Source organism: Vandammella animalimorsus (assembly GCF_002288875.1).
Taxonomy (GTDB): domain Bacteria; phylum Pseudomonadota; class Gammaproteobacteria; order Burkholderiales; family Burkholderiaceae_C; genus Lampropedia; species Lampropedia animalimorsus.
The window spans coordinates 91,474-111,510 of the sequence record NZ_NTBH01000001.1 but is presented as its reverse complement, the minus strand read 5'-3'; the positions used below and the strand labels follow the sequence as shown (position 1 = coordinate 111,510).

At 66.4% G+C, this 20,037-nt stretch carries 15 protein-coding genes; 9 read left to right on the top strand and 6 right to left on the bottom strand.

Annotated elements, in window-relative coordinates; translation table 11 throughout:
- Window positions 1-36: 36 nt before the first annotated feature.
- Window positions 37-1,179 carry a branched-chain amino acid ABC transporter substrate-binding protein gene (locus tag CLI93_RS00475; RefSeq protein ID WP_095541900.1) on the bottom strand — a complete coding sequence of 381 codons (1,143 nt, stop codon included), beginning with the start codon at window positions 1,177-1,179 and terminating at the stop codon, window positions 37-39.
- A gap of 371 nt (window positions 1,180-1,550) precedes the next feature.
- On the opposite strand from CLI93_RS00475, the gene CLI93_RS00465 reads away from it, so the two are divergent.
- Together CLI93_RS00465 and CLI93_RS00460 are read left to right on the top strand one after the other, a co-directional pair.
- Window positions 1,551-2,060 carry a hypothetical protein gene (locus CLI93_RS00465; protein WP_095541898.1) on the top strand — a complete coding sequence of 170 codons (510 nt, stop codon included), beginning with the start codon at window positions 1,551-1,553 and terminating at the stop codon, window positions 2,058-2,060.
- Between the two features lie 122 nt (window positions 2,061-2,182).
- On the top strand, window positions 2,183-2,686 hold the full coding sequence (locus tag CLI93_RS00460) for a hypothetical protein (protein WP_143326347.1): 504 nt from the start codon (window positions 2,183-2,185) through the stop codon (window positions 2,684-2,686).
- A gap of 93 nt (window positions 2,687-2,779) precedes the next feature.
- On the opposite strand, the gene putA is transcribed toward CLI93_RS00460, so the two are convergent.
- Entirely contained in the window at window positions 2,780-6,778 is a 3,999-nt protein-coding gene (gene putA, locus CLI93_RS00455) for a bifunctional proline dehydrogenase/L-glutamate gamma-semialdehyde dehydrogenase PutA (protein WP_095541896.1), read from the bottom strand.
- A gap of 237 nt (window positions 6,779-7,015) precedes the next feature.
- Window positions 7,016-7,726 (bottom strand): PepSY domain-containing protein, encoded by a 711-nt coding sequence (locus CLI93_RS00450; RefSeq protein WP_172424234.1) that lies wholly within the window; start codon window positions 7,724-7,726, stop codon window positions 7,016-7,018.
- A gap of 135 nt (window positions 7,727-7,861) precedes the next feature.
- On the opposite strand from CLI93_RS00450, the gene CLI93_RS00445 reads away from it, so the two are divergent.
- The 3 genes from CLI93_RS00445 to CLI93_RS00435 all read left to right on the top strand — a co-directional run bounded on the left by CLI93_RS00445 (window position 7,862) and on the right by CLI93_RS00435 (window position 10,933).
- Complete coding sequence (locus CLI93_RS00445; protein WP_095541894.1) at window positions 7,862-8,677, top strand: PepSY domain-containing protein; 816 nt, start codon at window positions 7,862-7,864, stop codon at window positions 8,675-8,677.
- A gap of 133 nt (window positions 8,678-8,810) precedes the next feature.
- The gene (locus CLI93_RS00440; RefSeq protein ID WP_095541893.1) at window positions 8,811-9,536 is read left to right on the top strand and encodes a response regulator transcription factor; all 726 of its coding nucleotides are present in this window, start codon (window positions 8,811-8,813) and stop codon (window positions 9,534-9,536) included.
- Entirely contained in the window at window positions 9,533-10,933 is a 1,401-nt protein-coding gene (locus tag CLI93_RS00435) for a sensor histidine kinase (protein WP_095541892.1), read from the top strand. Before CLI93_RS00440 ends, CLI93_RS00435 begins: the two co-directional genes overlap by 4 nt.
- Window positions 10,934-11,031: 98 nt before the next feature.
- Here CLI93_RS00435 and CLI93_RS00430 read toward each other — a convergent pair whose 3' ends face one another.
- Complete coding sequence (locus tag CLI93_RS00430) at window positions 11,032-11,898, bottom strand: ferritin-like domain-containing protein (protein WP_095541891.1); 867 nt, start codon at window positions 11,896-11,898, stop codon at window positions 11,032-11,034.
- Between the two features lie 151 nt (window positions 11,899-12,049).
- Between CLI93_RS00430 and CLI93_RS00425 the strand changes: the two genes are divergently transcribed.
- The 3 genes from CLI93_RS00425 to CLI93_RS00415 all read left to right on the top strand — a co-directional run bounded on the left by CLI93_RS00425 (window position 12,050) and on the right by CLI93_RS00415 (window position 16,147).
- The gene (locus tag CLI93_RS00425) at window positions 12,050-12,574 is read left to right on the top strand and encodes a gamma carbonic anhydrase family protein (RefSeq protein WP_095541890.1); all 525 of its coding nucleotides are present in this window, start codon (window positions 12,050-12,052) and stop codon (window positions 12,572-12,574) included.
- Window positions 12,575-12,706: 132 nt separating this feature from the next.
- The gene (gene hslO, locus CLI93_RS00420) at window positions 12,707-13,711 is read left to right on the top strand and encodes an Hsp33 family molecular chaperone HslO (RefSeq protein WP_095541889.1); all 1,005 of its coding nucleotides are present in this window, start codon (window positions 12,707-12,709) and stop codon (window positions 13,709-13,711) included.
- Between the two features lie 66 nt (window positions 13,712-13,777).
- On the top strand, window positions 13,778-16,147 hold the full coding sequence (locus tag CLI93_RS00415) for a heavy metal translocating P-type ATPase (RefSeq protein WP_095541888.1): 2,370 nt from the start codon (window positions 13,778-13,780) through the stop codon (window positions 16,145-16,147).
- Between the two features lie 92 nt (window positions 16,148-16,239).
- Here CLI93_RS00415 and CLI93_RS00410 read toward each other — a convergent pair whose 3' ends face one another.
- The gene (locus tag CLI93_RS00410) at window positions 16,240-17,286 is read right to left on the bottom strand and encodes a peptidoglycan-binding protein (RefSeq protein ID WP_095541887.1); all 1,047 of its coding nucleotides are present in this window, start codon (window positions 17,284-17,286) and stop codon (window positions 16,240-16,242) included.
- A 127-nt stretch (window positions 17,287-17,413) separates the two neighbouring features.
- Window positions 17,414-18,544 carry a LysR family transcriptional regulator gene (locus CLI93_RS00405; RefSeq protein WP_095541886.1) on the bottom strand — a complete coding sequence of 377 codons (1,131 nt, stop codon included), beginning with the start codon at window positions 18,542-18,544 and terminating at the stop codon, window positions 17,414-17,416.
- A gap of 172 nt (window positions 18,545-18,716) precedes the next feature.
- On the opposite strand from CLI93_RS00405, the gene hmgA reads away from it, so the two are divergent.
- Complete coding sequence (hmgA, locus tag CLI93_RS00400; protein WP_095541885.1) at window positions 18,717-20,036, top strand: homogentisate 1,2-dioxygenase; 1,320 nt, start codon at window positions 18,717-18,719, stop codon at window positions 20,034-20,036.
- Window position 20,037: the final 1 nt, after the last annotated feature.

Sequence of the window (20,037 nt, the reverse complement as noted above, 5' to 3'; positions counted from 1 at the left end):
GCAGCTTCGTGCAGCAAGATCAATGCGGCGGCGGGCTTATTTGGCCGAATCCACCATGGTCTTGACCATTTCCCACTTGCCGTCCTTGACCTGGTAGATGGTCACCGACACCTCGTTGAGGTCGCCGCGCTCGTCGTAGGCAATGTTTTCGCTGGTCGCGCCGCTGCGCTTGAGGCCTGCGAGCTTGCTCAGGTACTTCTCGGGCTTGGCCGAGCCTGCTTGCTGCATGGCGCTGATCATGTTCCAGGCGCCGTCGTAGGCATAGGGCGAGTACACGCCCGGCTCCTTGTTGAAGCGCTTCTTGTAGGCCTCAGCGAACTTGCCGCCCTGGGCCATGCTGTCGATGGGCACGCCCGCCAGCGAGGCATAGGTGCCGTTGGCCGTGTCGCCAGCCAGGCGCAGGAAGGTGTCGCTGCGCGTCATCTCGCCCGAAACCAGCGGGGCCTTGATCTCCAGCGTGGCCATCTGGCGGCGCATCGGGCCCGATTGCGCATCCAGCCCGCCGAAGAAGATCGCATCGGCGTTCTTGGCCTTGATGTTGGTCAGGATGGCGGTGAAATCGCTGGCCTTGTCGGTGGTGTACTCACGCGCCACGATGGTGCCACCGGCGCGCTGCACAGCCTTGGCCACCTGGTCGGTCAGGCCCTGGCCATAGGCGGTGCGGTCGTCGATCAGGGCAATGTTCTTGGCGCCCAGATCCTTGACCATGAACACGCCCACGGCCGCGCCCTGCTGCGTATCGCTGGTCATCATGCGGAAGGTCGTGTCGTAGCCCTGCTGGGTGTACTCGGGCGAGGTCGCCATGGCAATCTGCGGCAGGCCCGCGTCGTTGTAGATGCGCGAGGCCGGGATGGTCGTGCCCGAGTTGAAGTGGCCCAGCACGCCCTGCACGCCCTCATCGACGATTTGCTGGGCGACCTGCACGGCCGTGCGCGGGTCGGCCTGGTCGTCCTTGGAGACCAGCTCGAACTGGGCCTTGGAGCCATCGAGCTCGATGCCTTGCGCATTGGCCTCCTCCAGCGCCAGCTGCAAACCATTGCGCATGTCTTCACCGTAGTGGGCCTGTGGGCCCGTCAGCGGCGCGGCAAAGCCCAGGCGCACAGTCTCGGCCTGGGCCGGGGCGGCCAGCGCGCAGGCTGCGGCCATGCTGGTGGCCAGCAGTTTGAATGTCGTCTTCATGGTCGTTGACTCCTTTGATGCAAGGTGAAAAGCCCACGGGCATGGCCGCAGGCATGGCAATGAGGGAAGCGATTATGGCCTTGACGGGGCGCGCCGCAGGCATAGCCAAGTCACGCTCATAGGGAAAGCGAGGATGCCCTCGCCCTGCCATCCGGCCTTCAGAGGCAGCCGTAATCCCTGCATGGCCACAAATGCCTTGCGGCGTATTGCGAAAAGGTGAAAAATCCAAAGGCCGCTTTGCAGCAGCCCCTTCGGGGCAGTTCGGCATTGCTCCAAAAGCATTGCCTCAATGCCCAATCAAAATAAAAAACCATAACAATAAAATTAATTCTTAACCAATGAAAACCTTTTGATATTCCCATGGATTCAAGATGACTTCATCCAATATTCTGCACAAACCATTTCTGGCAGGCGCATTCCTGAGCATTTTCGCTGGAGTGACGATCGCGCAAGTACAAGTGTACAAATGCGGCAACACCTACAGCCAGACCCCTTGCGGCCACAATGCAGAAAAAATCGTGGTGACTCCGGCCTACCAATCGCCGCAACAGACGGACCACCAAGATTCCTACACGCCAATGAGCCGAACCGAGAAGCTGCACCAGCAAATCCGCGCCAGCCAAGACAAACGGCGGCTGCATGACTTGCAAAATCATCTAATTCCCAACCTGAGACGAAAAATCGCCGCAGACACCGAGGCGTGCGAAAAATCCATTTCTGATCGGGACAGAAGCAAAATCTATTGGCTGAAAAATGTGGCCAAGCAAAACAAAAAAGAAATGGAAGAAATGCTCAATCAATGCCAAAAGAAGGCCGATGCCATGACGGCCAAGCTGCGCCGCCTGGAGGAAGAGGCGCAGAGCTTGTCCTTATCAAAATAATTTCCAAGAAGTCGGCGGCATAGGGCTGCCTTCTTGCCTCTTGCTGCCTGCATTTTTACAAGCATTCATCATAAAACAGAATTTTTCAACATCCAAAACAAGAGGATTCTCGAGAAATCAAAATGCCTTCATTGAATTTTTGCCACAAAGATTTCTTGACCAGCGCATTGCTGATTGCTCTCGCTGAAGCTGCAGGCGCACAAGTTTACAAATGCGGCAATACCTACAGCCAGATTCCCTGCGGGGAAAACTCACAAAAAATAGCGATTACCTCGACCAGCCCATCGCAGCATCCATCAGATGGTCAAGGTGTCCAGCCACAAACAACCCAAGCCGAGAAGCTACGTCAGCAAATCCGCGCCAGCCAAAACAAGCGGCGGCTGCATGATTTGGAAAATCACCTGATTCCCAACCTCAAAAGAAAGATCGCTGCAAACAGCGAGAAATGCAATCAAGCCATTTCCAATCTAGAGAGCAGCAAAATCTATTACATGAAAAATGTCGCCATATTGAATGCCAGAAAAATGCATGAGATCACCCAACAATGCCAAAAAAAGGCCGATGCCATGACGGCCAGGCTGCGCCGCCTGGAGGAGGAGGCGCAGGGCTTATCTCTATCGAAGTAATTCAAAAAGTAGGATGGACCAGGGCTGCTTTTGCACCTTGCAGCCCATGCCCACACGCCGTATACCACTCACACCGAAATTTTGATCAGGCCCTCAGCCATGCCCTGATGGCGCGTCGATGCTCATCAGGCTGGCATTGCCGCCAGCGGCGGCCGTGTTGATGCTGATGGCCACTTCGCGCAGCAGGCGCTCGTGGCGGTAGTGCACGCCCTGGGCCAGTTCTTCAGCGCTCAGGCCCTGCACTGCCAGCAGCGGGCCGCTGCGCTGGGCGGCTTCAGTTTGGAAGGCCAGCAGCTCGTCGGCATCGCCCTCGAACAGCGCAGCCTGCAGCGGCAGCGCGGCGATCTCCTCGGGGCGGCACCAGTGCAGCGCCACGTCCTGCGCGGCGTGATCAGGCGGCGCCTCTTGCGCCATCCCTTGCAGCCATTGCGCATACAGCTCGCGCAGTGCCTGGGTGTCGGCCAGCACCATGCCATTGCCCGATTGCGCGCAGGCCAGCCACTGGCACTGCAAGCCCAGCAGGCTGCGCGGCAGGCACCAGACCTGGCCGCGCGGCAGCAAGCGGTAGCGGTTGAGTTCGCCAGTGGGGCCTTGCAGCGTCCACTCTGCGCCGGGGCGCAGCACTTGCGCGCCAGGCTGCGGCCCGCGCACCAGGCGAGGCAGGTACAGCGGCCCGCCGGCCTTGGGGCCGGTGCCCGAGAGGCCCTCGCCGCCAAAGGGCTGCACGCCGACCACCGCGCCAACGATGTTGCGGTTGACGTACAGGTTACCGGCCTGGATGCGCGCGCTGACCTGGGCGATGGTTTCGTCCAGCCGAGTGTGCACGCCAAAGGTCAGGCCAAAGCCCAGCGCATTGATTTGCGCAAGCAGCGCATCGAAGCCGCTGCGCGGGTAGCGCAGCACGTGCAGCACGGGACCGAACACTTCGCGCTGTACGTCGGCCACGCGCTGCACCTCGATCAGCGTGGGGGCCACGAAAGTGCCCTGGCGGCACACGGCATCGAGCTGCAGGCGCTGCACGCCAAAACCGGCCTCGCGCATCTGCGCCACGTACTGCTCGATCTCGGCCTGGGCCTGGGCGTCGATCACCGGGCCGACGTCGGTATTGAGCTGATCGGGCCGGCCCACGCGCAGCTCCTGCATGGCGCCGCGCAGCATCTGCAGCAGGCGCTCGGCGCAGTCCTCCTGCACGCACAGCAGGCGCAGCGCCGAGCAGCGCTGCCCGGCCGAGTCGAAGGCCGAGCTGAGCACGTCGGCCACGACCTGCTCGGCCAGCGCCGAGGAGTCGACCACCATGGCATTGATGCCGCCGGTCTCGGCAATGAGGGGGATGGGCTTGCCGTGCTCGTCCAGCCGCGCGGCCAGGCTGCGCTGGATGGTCTGGGCCACGGCGGTGGAGCCGGTGAACACCACGGCCTTGACCTCAGGGTGCGCCACCAGCGCCGCGCCCACGGTCTCGCCCGGCCCGGGCAGCAGCTGCAGGGCGTCGGCGGGCACGCCGGCGCGGTGCAGCAAGGCCACGGCCTGGGCGGCGATCAGGCAGGTTTGCTCGGCCGGTTTGGCCAGCACGACGTTGCCCGCAGCCAGCGCCGCGGCAATCTGGCCAACGAAGATGGCCAGCGGGAAGTTCCACGGGCTGATGCACAGCACTGGCCCCAGCGGCGCGCCCTGCAGCGGCTGCGCGGGCGGCAGCGCCGGTGTGTCAGACGCCCCAAGCGCCCCAGCTGTGCCGGGCGCGCTGGCTGCATCGGGTGCGCCGCCCTGGGCTGACGGGGGCGGCGGCTGCAGCCCCAGCTGCCAGCCCTCTTCGGCCTGGCGCGCGTAGTAGCGCAGAAAGTCCACGGCCTCGCGCACCTCGGCGATGGCGTTGGGCAGGGATTTGCCGGCCTCGCGCACCAGCAGGCCCATCAGCGGCTGCAGCTGGTCTTCCAGCCATTGCGCCGCGCGCAGCAGGGCCTGGGCGCGCTCGGCCACGGGCGTGGCCTGCCAGATCGGCGTGGCGGCCACGGCGCGCGCCACGGCCTGCTGGGCCTGCTCGGGCGTGGCCATGCGCACGTGGCCGACGAGGTCGAAACGGTCGGCCGGGTTGCGCACCTCCTGCAGGGCCGTGCCGTCCTGGCCATCCTGGGCCTCGTCGCCAGCGGAGCCGGCCGGCTGCGCCAGCCAGCGCTGCTCGGCGCTGACCAGCAGCGCGGCCGAGAGCGAACCCAGGCGCTGCTCGTTGCTCAAGTCCAGGCCCATGGAGTTGCGCCGCCCCTGGCGCTGGTACAAATCCACCGGCAGCGCGATGCGCTCGTGCGGGCGGCCCAGCGGCTGCAGCTGCAGCGCGGCCTGTACGGGGTCGGCCACCAACTGCTCGATGGGGATGGACTCGTCGCCAATCTGATGCACAAAAGAGCTGTTGGCGCCGTTTTCCAGCAAGCGCCGCACCAGATAGGCCAGCAGGGTTTCGTGCGAACCCACCGGCGCGTAGATGCGGCAGGGCCGCCCGAGCTTGCCCTGCGCCACGGGGCCGACCACCTCTTCATACAGCGCCTCGCCCATGCCGTGCAGGCACTGGAATTCGTACTGACCGGGGTAGTAGTTCTGCCCGGCCATGTGGTAGATGCTCGCCAGAGTCTGCGCGTTGTGCGAGGCAAACTGCGGGTACACCGCATCGGGCGCGGCCAGCAGCTTGCGCGCGCAGGCCAGGTAGGCCACGTCGGTGTGCAGCTTGCGGGTGTAGACGGGGTAGCCCTCCAGGCCGTCGAGCTGGGCGCGCTTGATCTCGCTGTCCCAGTAGGCGCCCTTGACCAGCCGCACCATCAGCCGGCGGCGGCTGCGCCGCGCCAGCTCGATCAGCCAGTCAAGCACGAAGGGCGCGCGCTTCTGGTAGGCCTGCACGACAAAGCCAATGCCATTCCAGCCCGCCAGGCTGGGCTCCAGGCACAGGCGCTCCAGCAAATCCAGCGAAAGCTCCAGCCGGTCGGCCTCCTCGGCGTCGATGTTCAGGCCCACGTCGTACTGCCGCGCCAACTGCACCAGCGCCAACAGGCGCGGGTAGAGCTGCTGCATGACGCGCTCGCGCTGGGCGCGGCTGTAGCGCGGGTGCAGCGCCGAGAGCTTGACCGAGATGCCTGGCCCCTCGTAAATGCCCCGGCCCTGCGCGGCCTTGCCGATGGCGTGGATGGCCTGCTCGTAGGACTGCAGGTAGCGCAGCGCATCGGCCTCGGTGGCCGCGGCCTCGCCCAGCATGTCGTAGGAGTAGCGAAAGCCTTTTTCCTCCCACTTGCGGCTGTTGGCCAGCGCTGCGGCAATGGTCTGGCCGGTGACGAACTGCTCGCCCATCATGCGCATGGCCGTGTTCACGCCCTGGCGGATCAGCGGCTCGCCGCCTTTGGCGATCAGGCGCGTGAGCGCCGCGCCCAGGCTGCGCTCGCTGTGCACGGCCACCAGCTTGCCGGTGATCATCAGCCCCCAGGTAGCGGCATTGACGAACATCGAGGGCGAATCGGCATGGACCTTCCAGTCGCCCTGGCTGATCTTGTCGCGGATCAGCGCATCGCGCGTGGCCCGGTCGGGGATGCGCAGCAGCGCCTCGGCCAGGCACATCAGCGCCACCCCCTCCTGGCTGGAGAGCGAATACTCCTGCACCAGCGCCTCGACACCGCCGCTGCGCTTGAGGCGCTTGGCGCGCAGCGCCTGCACCAGGCGCATGGCCAGCGCGCGCACCTGCTCGGGTTGCTGGGCGCGCGCGGCCTCGATCAGCACCGGCAGGCACTCGGTCTCGGGGCGGCGGTAGGCGGCCGTGATGGCCGCGCGCAGCACCGATTGCGGCTGCACATCCTGCGCCAGAGCCAGAAAGGGCGCGCTGCTCTCCACCAAGGCCGGCAAGGCCGCCGCATCGGCATCGCCACTGGGCTGTGCCGCGCCCTGGCCCTGCTGCTGCCAATACGCCAGCTCCGGCGGCAGCACGCCTTTTTCGATGGCTTCGATATAAGCCAGCAGCGCCTGCTTGTGCAACCAATGCGGCGAGCAACCCAGCTGCTGCGCCGCCTGGCGCAGGCGCTCACGAATGCTTTCATCGACCTTGATGCCCAGCGTCGTTCCCATGGCGTTTCACTCCATCCAAGCCTTGACAGGCTGGCATTGTAGAAAGGTTAACCATCCAAACATCTGGAGTTAACCGTTAAGAAAATCCTGGTAAACCGTCGCTGTTGCCTGCACCCAGACAAGCCAAAGCCCCCTGCAAGGGGGCTTGTAGCAAGTAGCGATGTCAAAACGATCGGCCGCCCCGCTCAGCCTGCAGGCCATCCGGAGCGGCAGCGCCATCGCCGATCAGTCTCGCAATCAGTCGTCGCGCTTTTCACGCAGCACGGCGCCAGTGCGCGGATCCAGGCGCAGATCGACCCGCAGCCCGGCCGGGTTGATGGCTTCGGCCTCCCAATAGCCGTCGTCGAAATCCAGATCGTGGATGTGGCGGTAGCCTGCACGCTGCAGGCGCGCAATCACCTCACTGGCCGGCAGCACGCCTTGCGGGCCCCAGGCTGGCTGCTGCACTTGTGGTGCGACTGGCGGGCGGTGGCGGTCGTCATCGCCCACTTCACTGAGCAGCTCCAACGTCACCGGATGCAATGTCAGATCCACAGACACCCCACGGCGGTTGATGGCATCGGCAGTCCAGAAGCCGTCGTCCATTTCCACATCGCGCACATGCTGGTAACCCAGGCTGTGCAAGCGTTGCAGCACATCCTGCACCGAAGCAATCTGGGCCTGGCTGGCGGGGTTGCCCACTTCGGCCACGCGGCCAGCGCCATCGAGCAACAACTGCACGCGGGTGCCGCCTTGGGTCGTGGCTTCGGCCGTCCAGTGCTGGTGCTTGAATTCCAGATCATGGATGGCCACATAACCCTGGTCTGTCATGGCCTGCACTGCCTGCGAGGCATTGCCGGCAGCCTGCACAGGGCTGGCCAACAGCGCCGCGGCCAGCAAAGCGGCGGCGCCAGCGCCCGCCCGGCGGGCGCGTACAGCGTTCAGGGCAAAGGGGAATGCGGTGTTCATACGGGTTTCCTTTCTTTCAAGTGTGAGGGCAGCCTTGTGATGGGCATGGGCAAGATTGTGAAAAGCCCTGCCTAAACACCGCCTGAAGCCAAGATTCATCATTGGTTTAGACTGCCGCCCCCACCATTGCCGCCCATGCTTGCCCGCCGCCTGCCTTGCCCCTCTTTCGCCCCCGCGCGCGCTGCCCAGCCAGAGCCTGCCGGGGGCTTTGCCATGCCCTGGCTGCGCGCAACCTCGCTGGCCTGTGCGCTGGCCTGTGCCGCGCTGAGCCCGGTCGCTGCACAAACCGATCAGCAGCGCAGCGTGCGCGAGGCTGTCTCCAGCGGGCGCTACAAGCCGTTGGCCGACATCCTGCGCATTGCCGAGCAGCACATCCCCGGCCGCGTGCTGGAGGTGGAGATGGAAACCAGCCGCGTCTACGGCCCGGTCTATGAGATTGAAGTGCTCGACCACAACAACCGCAAGCGCGAAATCAAGCTCCAGGCCGAAACCGGCCAGCTCGTGGAACTGGACGACACCCCCGTGGCCCAGTCGGGGCTGATGCCACTGCCAAGCATCCTGCGCCAGCTGGCGCAGCAGCACCCGGGCCAAGTCGTCGAAGCGGAGCTGCAAGCCTCGCAACAGCAGCAGGCGGTGTACGAGCTCAAGCTGCTGCAGCCGGACGGCCAGCAACAGGCGCTGGTCGTCGATGCGCGCAGTGGCGCTATCTTGCGCGGCGCGCCCAATCCAGGCCAGGCCGCCGGCCAGATGCTGCCGCTGGAGCAGATTCTGGAGCGGCTGCTCGATCAATTTCCAGGCACGGTCATGGAAGTCGAACTCGAGCGCGAGCGCTCGCACAGCGGCGATACTTGGTACTATGAAATCGACATCCGGCTGCAACAAGGCGGCACCATGGAACTGCACGTGGATCCGCACAATGCCGCCGTGCTGCGCCAAAAGCGCAAAGAGTGATTTGCCCATTGTCGCCGTTGCCGCCATTGCCGCGCCCGGCTTGAGCGCGCGCGGCACAGCCTTGTGCATTCACAGTTTCTGGCCATGCTGCCGACCATCCCCATCACGCAGCCCCACCCCATTCCATCACCGCATGCGCATCCTGATCGTCGAAGACGATGCCACCCTGGCCAGTCAGCTCCAGCGAGTGCTCACACAAGCTGGCTTTGTTGCTGAACACACGGCCGATGGCCAAGAGGCCGTCTTTCTGGCCGAGACCGAGAGCTATGACGCCGCAGTGCTCGACCTGGGCCTGCCTGGGCTGGACGGCATCTCCGTACTGCGGCACTGGCGCGAAAGCGGCTGCCACATGCCGGTGCTGATCCTCACCGGGCGCAGCCGCTGGAGCGACAAGCTCGCCGGCTTCCAGGCCGGCGCCGACGATTACCTGACCAAGCCCTTCATGCAGGAAGAAGTCGTGCTGCGCCTGCGCGCCCTGCTGCGCCGCAGCCAGCCGCTGTCCAGCCAGAACGGCCAAGGCGGCGATACCGTGCTGCGCTCGGGCGGGCTGGAGTACGACTCCGTGACGCAGCGCGTGTACGTGGACGGCCAACACATCGCCCTGACGGCGCAGGAGCTCAAAATCCTGGCCTATCTGATGCACCGCCCAGGCGCCACCGTCACGCGCACGGAGATCGGCGAGCACGTGTACTCGCGCGATCTGGACCCGGACTCCAACTCGCTGGACGTACTCATCGGCCGCATCCGCCGAAAGATTGGCGCAGCCCGCATCGAAACCCAACGCGGCCTGGGCTTTCGGCTCGTCGATCCGCAGCAAGCGGACAACGCCAACTCCCCCAAGGAAAGCCGCCAGGCATGATGCAGCGCCTGGGGCTGACGGCCCGCCTACTGGCCCTGGGCCTGCTGCCCAGCCTGGCGGCGCTGCTGCTGCTGGGCGCGCTGCTGCAAGCGAGCATGCGCGACAGCCTGCACACTGGCCTGGCCCAGCGCCTGGGCGACAGCGCCGACCGCATCCAGGCCCATGTCAGCTTGGCTGCAAACGGCCAGTGGCGCTACAGCGAAAGCACCCCGGGCGGGGCCTTCAATCAAATTTTCTCTGGCGCCTACTGGGTCTTGCAGGCACCGGGCCAAACTCTGTATTCGCGCTCGCTGTGGGATGCCAGCCTGCACCCCCAAGCCCCTGCTGACCGCAGCGGCCTGCTGCGCAACCGCGACCCGCGCGGCCGCGCGCTGCTCGGCCTGGAACGCCCCATCGAGCAAGATGGCCAGCAAGCCACGCTGCGGGTGTACGTGCTGGCCGAGGAGACCGACCAGGCCCTGGCACGCATCCAGCGCATCCTCTTCATGGGTTTGGGCGCGCTGTTCATCGGAGCGGCGCTGACCACTGTGCTGCAAGTGCGCTGGGGCCTGCGGCCGCTGGCGCGCCTGCAGCGACGTCTGGCCGGCATGCACGGCGCCGCCCCCACAGACTCCATGCCCAGAGGCGACACTGGGCACACAGCGCTGGGCAGCGGCTATGGCCCTGACCTGGATCCGCTGGCCCATGAGATCGACGCCCTGCTCGAACGCAACACGCGCATGCTGGCGCGTGGCCGCGCCCATGCCGCCGACCTCAGCCATGCGCTCAAGACCCCGCTGGCGCGGCTGAGCGCGCAGGCCAGCCAAACCCCGCAAGTGCCCAGCCCCCTGGTGCTGGCCCAAGTGCAGAGCATGAACGGCCTGATCGAGCGCCACCTCAGCCGCACCAGCAGCAGCGGCGACGAGCATGCTGCCAGTGCCAACCGCCAGGCTGTGCCTGTGTATGAGGTGCTGCAACAGCTGATGCAACTGATGCAACACATCCGCCCGGAAAGAGGCCTGCACTGGCAGCTTGACGCGGGCCCCAGCGCCCAGGCCCTGCACTGGCGCGGCGACCGCGCCGATCTGGAAGAAATGCTGGGCAACCTGCTGGACAACGCCAGCAAATGGGCCAGCCGCCGCGTGCACATCCAGCTGCAGGCAAGCGCCCCGGCCAAGGCCTCCGCTCGGCCCCGCGCGGCGCTGTGCATCTGCATTGCCGACGACGGCCCCGGCATCGCCGCCGAGGATTTGCAGCACGCCGGTCAGCGCGGCCAGCGCTTTGACCAAAGCACGCCTGGCAGCGGCCTGGGCCTGTCCATCGTGGCCGACATTGCCCACAGTTGGGGCGGCCAGCTGCAGCTCAGCCCCAGCCTCACACTGGGCGGCCTTCAGGCCCAGCTCTGGCTGCCGGTCTGAGACAAAGCACTGCCAAGAGCACCGTGGCGGGGCATTTGCAAATGCCGCCAATCAGCTCAAACCGCTTGATGGCAAGAGTTCAAAGCAGTCCCACTGCATCAACCCGCCCCATCCGGCGGGTTTTCACTGCCCCATTGCAGATATTCGAGCTCCTGCTCGGTGAAACCTGCCGCGCGGCGCGCGTCCAGGTTCAGCGGCGGCTTGGGCCGCGGCGCCTCATACTGCGCCACCAGCTGCGGGTACAGGGCCACTGCGTCCAGGCCGCGCTGGTGGCACAGCCAGCGGTACCAGTAATTGCCGATGGCCACATGGCCCACTTCCTCTCGCAGGATGATGTCGAGCACGGCGCAGATGGCGTGCGCGTCCTCGGTATCGACCTGGCGCAGCTTGTGCTGGATCAAGGGCGTGGCGTCCAGGCCGCGCGCCTCCAGCGTGCGCGGCACCAGCGCCATGCGCGCCAGGATGTCGTGCCGGGTCTTGCTGCACATGGCCCACAGCCCTTGGTGCGCGGGGAAGTCGCCATAGTCAAAACCCATGGCCTGCAGCTGCGCGCGCAGCAGCTGGAAGTGGCGCGCCTCCTCGGCGGCGATCTTCAGCCAATCGCCGTAGTACGAAGCGGGCATGCCGGCAAAGCGCCACACGGCGTCGAGCGCCAGGTGGATGGCGTTGTACTCAATGTGCACGATGGCGTGCACCAGCACCGCACGCCCTTGCAATGTGGCTGGCGAACGCCGCGCCACCTCGGTGTGCGGCGCCAGCCGCAGGCCAGGCGGCATGCCCGGCTCATCGGGCTCGGGCGCGGCCAGGGCCTGCCGCACGTCCAGCTCCATCTGGGCCTGGCTGGCGTGCAGCTGCAGCACGGCCTCGGCCTTGGCGGTGGGGTCTTGCCACTGCAGCAGCTGCCGCGCCCGCTGGCGCAGGCAGGCCGCTTCGGTAGCAGTGGGGGTCTGGCAGGCCTGGATCATGGGCGGCGATTGTAGGCGGCGTTCTGGGCGATGTTCTGGACGGCGGCAGGCTGTGCAGGCTCCCTACAATCGCAGACTCATGCAAGCAAACGCTGCCCACGCAGGGCAGTCTCCAGCCCCACTGCTACCCCCACCACAGGAGGAGAAACCCATGGCCCTGTATGAACTCGACGGCATCCGCCCCACCCTGGAGCCCGGCAGCTGGGTGGCCGACTCGGCCACGGTGCTGGGCCATGTCACGCTGGAGGCGCACAGCAGCGTCTGGTTCGACGCCGTGATCCGTGGCGATGGCGATCACATCCGCGTCGGCGCGGGCAGCAACGTGCAGGACGGCAGCGTGCTGCACGTCGATCCAGACAAGCCGCTGGACATTGGCCGTGACGTGACCATCGGCCACCAGGTCATGCTGCACGGCTGCACGATCGGGGACGAATCGCTCATCGGCATCGGCGCCGTGGTACTCAACGGCGCCAAGATTGGCAAGAATTGCCTGGTCGGCGCGCGCGCGCTGGTCACCGAGAACAAGGAGTTTCCCGACGGCTGCATGATCCTGGGCAGCCCGGCCAAGGTGGTGCGCATGCTCACGCCGCAGGAGATCGAAGGCCTGCGCCGCAGCGCGCGCCACTACCGCGACAACGCACAGCGCTTTGCCCAAGGCCTCAAACGCGTGGATTGAGGCCAGGCGCCAAAGCCCAGCCAATGCCCACGCAACACTTGCGTGGCATCCTTGAAAACAGCTGGCCCAACACCATCTGTGCGGCATTCGTTCGCCCAGGCGCTGCCGCGCCCTGCCCTATCTGTCCGCCCCATGTCCGAAATCCAGAAATTCCTCTTTGAAGGCCTGCCCGTGCGCGGCTCCATCGTGCGTCTCGACGCCCCCTGGCAGGAGATGCTGGCGCGCCGCGCCGCCAACACCGAAACCGGGCCCTACCCCGAATGTGTGGCCCAGCTATTGGGTGAGATGAGCGCCGCAGCCCTGTTGATGCAAGCCAACATCCAATTTGACGGTGCGCTGGTGCTGCAAATCCAGGGCGATGGCCCGCTGCGCCTGGCCGTGGCCGAGGTCAAATCCAACCTGCGGCTGCGCGCCACGGCCCAGCTGGCCCCCGATGCCGCTGCCGCGTTGCAGGCCCTGCCAAGCCCCGATCTGCAGGCGCTGTGCAATGCGCACGGCCAAGGCCGTTGCGCCATTACCCTCGATGCCGAGCACAAGCAGCCCGGCTACCGGCCTTACCAGGGCATCGTCTCGTTGACAGACGCTCAGGGCCAGACCCTGCCCTCGCTGGCGGCCACGCTGGAGCAGTACATGCAGCAGTCCGAACAGCTCGATACCGTGCTGTTGCTGGCCGCCGATCAGCGCGTGGCCGCCGGGCTGCTGCTGCAACGCATCCCCGTCAAGGGCCAGGCCAACCTGGGCGGCGCACTGCAAAACACCGACGACGAAGACGCGCAAGGCCAGAACGAGCACTTCAACCGCATTGCCACGCTGGCGCGCAGCCTCACGCGCGAGGAATTGCTGACGCTGGACAGCGCCACCATCCTGCGCCGCTTGTTCTGGCAAGAGCAGCTGCAGCCGCTGGACACTGCCGGCCTCGCGCCGCACTTTGGCTGCCAATGCAGTCGTGAGCGCGTAGCCGCCATGCTGCAATCGCTGGGGCAGGCCGAAGTACAAGCCATGCAGCAGGAGCAGCCAGGCCAGCCGCTGGAGATCGGTTGCGAATTCTGCGGCGCGCAATACCGTTTTGACGCTGTGGACACCGCCCAGCTATTCACTCCGCTGGCCACACCCGGGCAGCAGGACCAGCGGCATTGAAAGCCACGCTGGGTTTGTGCGCAACATCCGTGGGGCATACTAGCCGCTTTTGCCCGGATCATGCCCATGAGCCCAGCCCCCAGCACGCCATCGCCCCAGTCCCAGGCCCAAGCAGCCGGCGCCAAGGCGCAATCAAGCAGCAGTTGCTGCGCTTGCCAAAGCGGCTGTGTCGGCAATGCCCCGCCCAGCGGCGCAGGCAACGACGCAAGCAGCAGCGCTGGCAGAGAAAGCGATGCGCAGCCAACACTCCAAGACCATGCCAATGGTCAGAGCTGGCACTATTTGCGCATTCCCGACATGGACTGCCCCAGCGAAGAGGCCCAAATCCGTCAGGCGCTTGCAGGCATTAGCGGCATTGCACAGCTTCAGTTTCGGTTTGGCGAACGCCTGCTGGGTCTGGCCGCGCCAGCTGCGCAACTGCCTGCTGCGCTGGCCGCCATCCGCGCCGCGGGCTTTGAGGTCGAGCCGCTGACAGCAGCCCCCTCCATCGCCGCCGGGCGTCGCCGCAGTCTGTGGGCCGGCAACGGTCGGCTGCTGCTGGCGCTGGGCCTGGCCATCGCGGCCGAGCTGCTGTTCTTCACGCACCACGCGCCCGGCAGCGCGCTGACGCAGGGCAGCATGTGGCTGGGCATGGCCCTGGCCGCACTGGCCATTGCCCTGGCCGGCAGCGCCACCTACCGCAAGGGCCTGACGGCGCTGCGCCAGGGGCGGCTGAACATCAACGCGCTGATGACGGTGGCCGTCACCGGCGCCTTTCTGATCGGTCAATGGCCCGAAGCAGCCATGGTCATGAGCCTGTACGCACTGGCCGAAGCGCTGGAGGCTCGCGCCGTGGATCGCACGCGCCAGGCCATCCAGGGCCTGCTGGCGCTGGCCCCGCAGCAGGCCGAGGTGCAGCAGGCCGACGGCCAGTGGCTGCTCCAACCGGTGGCGGACATCGGCCCCGGCGCCCTGCTGCGCGTGCGCCCGGGCGAGCGCATTGCCCTGGACGGGCAGGTCGAGCGCGGCCACAGCACGGTGGACCAATCGCCCATCACGGGCGAGAGCCTGCCGCTGGACAAAGGCCCGGGCGATGCCGTCTATGCCGGCACCATCAATCAGGCCAGCGAACTGCAGGTGCGCGCCAGCACCCCGGCCACGGACAGTACGCTGGCGCGCATCATCCTCGCTGTCGAGCAGGCCCAGGCCACGCGCGCGCCCACGCAACAACTGGTCGATCGGCTGGCCGCCATCTACACCCCAGCGGTGTTCGCCATCGCCCTGGCCGTGCTGCTGCTGTTGCCACTGCTGGGCCAGGCCAGTTGGCTGCAGGCGCTCTACCAAGCGCTGGTGCTGCTTGTCATCGCCTGCCCCTGTGCACTGGTCATCTCCACGCCGGTGACGGTGATCAGCGGGCTGACGGCCGCCGCACGCCGCGGCGTCCTCATCAAAGGCGGCGCATACCTGGAGGGCGCGCGCCGCATCCGCGCAGTGGCGCTGGACAAGACCGGCACCATCACCACCGGCAAGCCGCAGCTACTGCTTGCCCAATGCCTGGACGATGCCGCAGACCACGCCGCCACGCACCGCCTGGCGCGCAGCCTGGCGCAGCGCTCGGACCACCCAATTTCGCAGGCCATCGCCCAGGGCCTGGCGCAGGCCACCGTGGATGCGCACTGGCCAGTCGAGGACTTTCAGGCCGTGGCCGGGCGCGGCGTGCAGGGGCGCATTGGCGCGCAGCCCTATGTGCTGGCCAATGCCCGCTGGCTGGACGAGCGCGGCCAGTATCCGGCCGAGCTGGCCGCGCTCGTGCAGGCGCAAACGCAGCAGGGCCACAGCGTCACGCTGTTGGCCGATGGCCAGCGCGCGCTGGCGCTGTACGCCGTGGCCGATGCCATCAAGCCCAGTTCGGCCCAGGCCATTGCCGCGCTCAAGGCCCAGGGGGTACACACCGTCATGCTCAGCGGCGACCATCTGGCCGCAGCGCGCCACATCGCCACGCAAGCCGGCATCGACGCCGTGCATGGCGAATTGCTCCCCGAGGACAAGCTGCAGGCCATTGCCGCGCTGCAGCAGCGCCTGGGCCCAACAGCCATGGCCGGCGACGGCATCAACGACGCCCCGGCCCTGGCCCAGGCCGACATCGGCTTTGCCATGGGCGGCATGGGCACCCATGTGGCCATGGAGGCAGCCGACGTGGTGGTCATGAACGACGACCTGCGCCGCCTGCCCGAGACCATTGCGCTGTCGCGCCGCACCCACACGCTGCTGTGGCAGAACATCGCCCTGGCCCTGGGCATCAAGCTGCTGTTTTTGCTGCTGGCCATGACCGGCCAGGCCAGCATGTGGATGGCTGTCTTTGCCGACATGGGCGCCAGCCTGCTGGTACTGGCCAATGGCCTGCGGCTGCTGCGCCCGGCGCGGGCCTGGGCCGATGACGACAGACCCATCCAGTAAAAATGCACCCATGAAAAAGCCGCCCCTTGAAGGGGCGGCTTTTTCATGGGTGCTGGCCGTGCCGGTTCAGCGTTCCGGCATGGGAGCCATGCTTACTGCGCCAGAGCGGCGGCCGTGGCCTGATCCAGGCGGCCGGTGACGGCCAAGCCATTGTCACGCTGGAAAGTGCGCAGCGCGTTGGCCGTGCGCTGGCCCATGCGGCCATCGGCCGTGCCAGCGTTGTAGCCCAGCTCGTTCAGGCGCGCCTGGGCGGCGCGCAAGTTCATGCGGCCGCCGGCAGCAGCGGGCTCGCCGGCGCGAGTTTGCGAAGGGGCCACGCCGCCATCAACGCCGAGGCGGCCGCCGCCGCCCAGGCCCTGGCCCTGCACGCTTTGCGAGCTGTAGCCGCGCAGCGAAACCACCATCTGGTTGTAGGCGTCCATGAACGCGGCGGTAATGACCTTGCCCTGCGGCGTGCTGCTGTAGCCGCCCAGACCGGCGCCGGCGCGGCCAAACAGCCCGCCAAAGCCGCCGATGTCCATCTTGGAGGCGCTGCCCTGCGCCGCAGCCACCTGCACGCCTGAGCGGTTGTCCACCAGCGTCAGCATGGCGGCGGCCTCGCGGCGCTGGGTGCCCGCGCCAATGGCAGCCAGGGCGCGGCCGCTGCCGCCGCCGATCAAACCGCCCACTGCGCCCATCAGCGCGCCAGTGTTGTCGTCGCTGAAGATAATTTCAGGCGAGAGCGCGTAGTCCGAGGCCACGACCTGGCCACGGCCAAAGTTGCTGCCACGGCGCATTTCGCCGCTTTGCATCAGCTCACGCTCACGGCTCATGGCGTTCATGCCGGCAGCGCCGCGCTCGACCACGACGAAGCAGTTGGACTGCTGGATCATCAGACGCAGCAGGTTGGCCGTGGGCGGCAGGCGATATTCATTGCGCAGGATGGTGTACCAGCCGGCGGCCTCGTTTTCCACCAGCGATACCGTACCCAGCGGCGAGTCGCAGCGCTCGAGCTGGGTGTTGGCGCCCGTGGCATTGCCACCGGCCGCGCCACCCGTGGCCACGGTGTTGCCGCCGCCCAAGTTCATCCCCATTGTCTGGCACCCGGCCAACGTCAATGCGGCCGCACAAGCCACACCCAAAATACCGATACGCTGCATAAAGAAATGCCTCACTAAGAAAGTTGTTGAATGGTTTGCCGTGCGCAGGGCCACTTGCCAGGGCCAGGCCTTCACACGCGAACACCGAAGCGGCACTGCGCAGCACACAACAGCACGCTGCGCTGGCTTACTTCGGCGAACGGCGAGCGATTCTAGCGGCCAGGGCTGGCTGCGCGAACAGTGCAAACAACATGTTACGCAACCAGCGCGTGCCCTCATCCCGGTGAAAACGCGGATGCCAGAAGCAATAGGTGCGCAGCACCGGGGCCTGTCGCCCCAGGCGCAACTGCCAGGCCCGCAGCGGCAAAACGGCCGAAAAAGTGCGCGCCAATTGCGCCGGCACCAGCGCCACGGCATCCGATTGCGCCACCAGCAGCGGCAGCGTCAACAGGCTGGCGCAGCGGTAGTGGGCCGGCTCTGCCCCTTGCTTCGCGCTGGCCACAGCCTGCACCGTCACATCAGCTCCCCGTCGTTGACGCCTGGCGGCGCTGCCTGCCAGCGCCAACAGGGCCTGCTGTGCTTGTGCATAAACGCCCTGCGGTTGTTGCAGCAGCGCGCAGGCAGCACCAGCCAGGCAGGCGGCGTCCAGCTGCGGCTGCTGGGCCAACCAATGGCCCAACGGCAGCGGCTGGACGGCGCGGGCCGCGCGGCTGCGGGCCGGGTCAGGGCCGGGGCCGGGCGTGGCGGCATCGGGCAGAGCCGGGTGGCCGCTGCGCGCCAGCAGCACGAAGGGTTGCTCGAACAGCAGCTGCTGCAGCGCGCCTTGCGGCATGTCCTCAAAAGCGCCGATGGCCAGATCCACCGTGCCTTGCAAGAGCGCGGCCTGCACGCCGCCTGCGGCCTGCAACGGCGTTTGCACGGCAATGCCAATGCGCGGCGCATGGCGCTGGCAGTGCGCGACCAGCGCGGGCATGAAGTGCGCCTCGGCCGCATCGAGCATGGCGATGGTGAACTGGCGCTGGCTGCGCGCCGGGTCGAAGTCGGCGCGCACGCGCATGCTGCGGCTGATGCCGGCCAGCGCATCGGCCACCGGGCCGGCCATTTGCTCGGCCAGCGGGGTGGGCTGCATGCCGCTGCGGCCGCAACGCACGAACAGTGCATCGCCCGCCGCTTGGCGCAGGCGCGCCAGCGCCGCACTGACGGCCGGCTGCGACATGCCCAGCGCCTGCGCCGCGCGCGAAACGCTGCGCGTATCCATCAGCGCATGAAAGATCAACAGCAGGTTCAGGTCGAAGCGGCGCAGGCTGTCCAAAGACATAGGGGCAAATCCAGGGTTGATCCATCAGCTTGGTGAATAGTATTTATAACGCCATCTTTATTGCAAATAAACCAGCCATGGCCACAATGGCCGGCTCTGCTGCGTCCACGGTTAGAGCGTGTGATGACCTGGAATGCAGCGCCACATCCAAGGGAATACAAGGAGACACCCCATGCCCACCACCACCGATGCGCCGCTGCAATACCTGAGCGGCTTTGCCAATGAATGGGCCACCGAGGCCCTGCCTGGCGCGCTGCCCGTTGGCCAGAACTCGCCGCAGACCTGCCCCTACGGCCTGTACGCCGAGCAGATCTCCGGCACGGCCTTTACCGCGCCGCGCCGCGCCAATCGCCGCACCTGGTTCTATCGCATGCGCCCGGGCGCGGCGCACCAGCCCTTCGAGCGCATGGACAACGGCGGCATCACGCAGGACTTCCTCGAGCAGCCCACCACGCCCAACCAGTTGCGCTGGGATCCGCTGCCGCTGCCGGCCGATGGCCAGGCGGTGGACTTCATCGACGGCTTGCACACCATGGCTGGCAATGGCGATCCGCACGCGCAAAGCGGCTCGGCCATTTACATCTACGCCATCAACCGCAGCATGCAGGGGCGTTTTTTCTACAACGCCGATGGCGAAATGCTCATCGTGCTGCAGCAGGGCCGGCTGCGCTTTGCCACCGAATGCGGGCTGATCGAGGCCGAGCCGCAGGAGATCGTCGTCATCCCGCGCGGCATCCGCTTTCGCGTCGAGGTGCTCGATGGCAGCGCGCGCGGCTACATCTGCGAGAACTACGGCGTGCCCTTCCAGCTGCCCGACCTGGGCGTGATCGGCTCCAACGGCCTGGCCAACCCGCGCGACTTCCAGACCCCCGTGGCCTGGTACGAGGACGTGGAAGGCGACTTCGAGCTGGTGGCCAAGTTCATGGGCAACCTCTGGCGCGCCAAGATCGGCCATTCGCCGCTGGACGTGGTGGCCTGGCATGGCAACTTCGCGCCCTACAAGTACGATCTGCGCCGCTTCAACACCATCGGCTCGATCAGTTACGACCACCCGGATCCGTCGATCTTCCTGGTGCTGCAGTCGCCCTCGGACACCGCAGGCTGGGACAACATCGACTTCGTGATCTTCCCGCCGCGCTGGCTGGCCGCCGAAAACACCTTCCGCCCGCCCTGGTTCCACCGCAACATCGCCAGCGAATTCATGGGCCTGATCCACGGCGAGTACGACGCCAAGGCCGATGGCTTCCGGCCCGGCGGCGCCAGCCTGCACAACTGCATGAGCGGGCACGGCCCCGATGCAGCCACCTATGAAAAGGCCAGCCGCATCGACACCAGCACGCCGCAGAAGGTGGATGCCACCATGGCCTTCATGTTCGAGACGCGCCACGTCATCCGCCCCACCAAGGCAGCGCTGGCCTCGTCGCAGCTGCAGGCCAACTACCACCAGTGCTGGCTGGATGTGAAAAAATACTTCAACCCCGAGCAGCGCTGAG

Excerpts from the sequence above, each read along its gene's own strand:
- CLI93_RS00475 (WP_095541900.1), bottom strand. The coding sequence starts at position 1,179 with ATGAAGACGACATTCAAACTGCTGGCCACCAGCATGGCCGCAGCCTGC.
- CLI93_RS00465 (WP_095541898.1), top strand. The coding sequence starts at position 1,551 with ATGACTTCATCCAATATTCTGCACAAACCATTTCTGGCAGGCGCATTC.
- CLI93_RS00460 (WP_143326347.1), top strand. The coding sequence starts at position 2,183 with ATGCCTTCATTGAATTTTTGCCACAAAGATTTCTTGACCAGCGCATTG.
- putA (WP_095541896.1), bottom strand. The coding sequence starts at position 6,778 with ATGGGAACGACGCTGGGCATCAAGGTCGATGAAAGCATTCGTGAGCGC.
- CLI93_RS00450 (WP_172424234.1), bottom strand. The coding sequence starts at position 7,726 with ATGAACACCGCATTCCCCTTTGCCCTGAACGCTGTACGCGCCCGCCGG.
- CLI93_RS00445 (WP_095541894.1), top strand. The coding sequence starts at position 7,862 with ATGCTTGCCCGCCGCCTGCCTTGCCCCTCTTTCGCCCCCGCGCGCGCT.
- CLI93_RS00440 (WP_095541893.1), top strand. The coding sequence starts at position 8,811 with ATGCGCATCCTGATCGTCGAAGACGATGCCACCCTGGCCAGTCAGCTC.
- CLI93_RS00435 (WP_095541892.1), top strand. The coding sequence starts at position 9,533 with ATGATGCAGCGCCTGGGGCTGACGGCCCGCCTACTGGCCCTGGGCCTG.
- CLI93_RS00430 (WP_095541891.1), bottom strand. The coding sequence starts at position 11,898 with ATGATCCAGGCCTGCCAGACCCCCACTGCTACCGAAGCGGCCTGCCTG.
- CLI93_RS00425 (WP_095541890.1), top strand. The coding sequence starts at position 12,050 with ATGGCCCTGTATGAACTCGACGGCATCCGCCCCACCCTGGAGCCCGGC.
- hslO (WP_095541889.1), top strand. The coding sequence starts at position 12,707 with ATGTCCGAAATCCAGAAATTCCTCTTTGAAGGCCTGCCCGTGCGCGGC.
- CLI93_RS00415 (WP_095541888.1), top strand. The coding sequence starts at position 13,778 with ATGAGCCCAGCCCCCAGCACGCCATCGCCCCAGTCCCAGGCCCAAGCA.
- CLI93_RS00410 (WP_095541887.1), bottom strand. The coding sequence starts at position 17,286 with ATGCAGCGTATCGGTATTTTGGGTGTGGCTTGTGCGGCCGCATTGACG.
- CLI93_RS00405 (WP_095541886.1), bottom strand. The coding sequence starts at position 18,544 with ATGTCTTTGGACAGCCTGCGCCGCTTCGACCTGAACCTGCTGTTGATC.
- hmgA (WP_095541885.1), top strand. The coding sequence starts at position 18,717 with ATGCCCACCACCACCGATGCGCCGCTGCAATACCTGAGCGGCTTTGCC.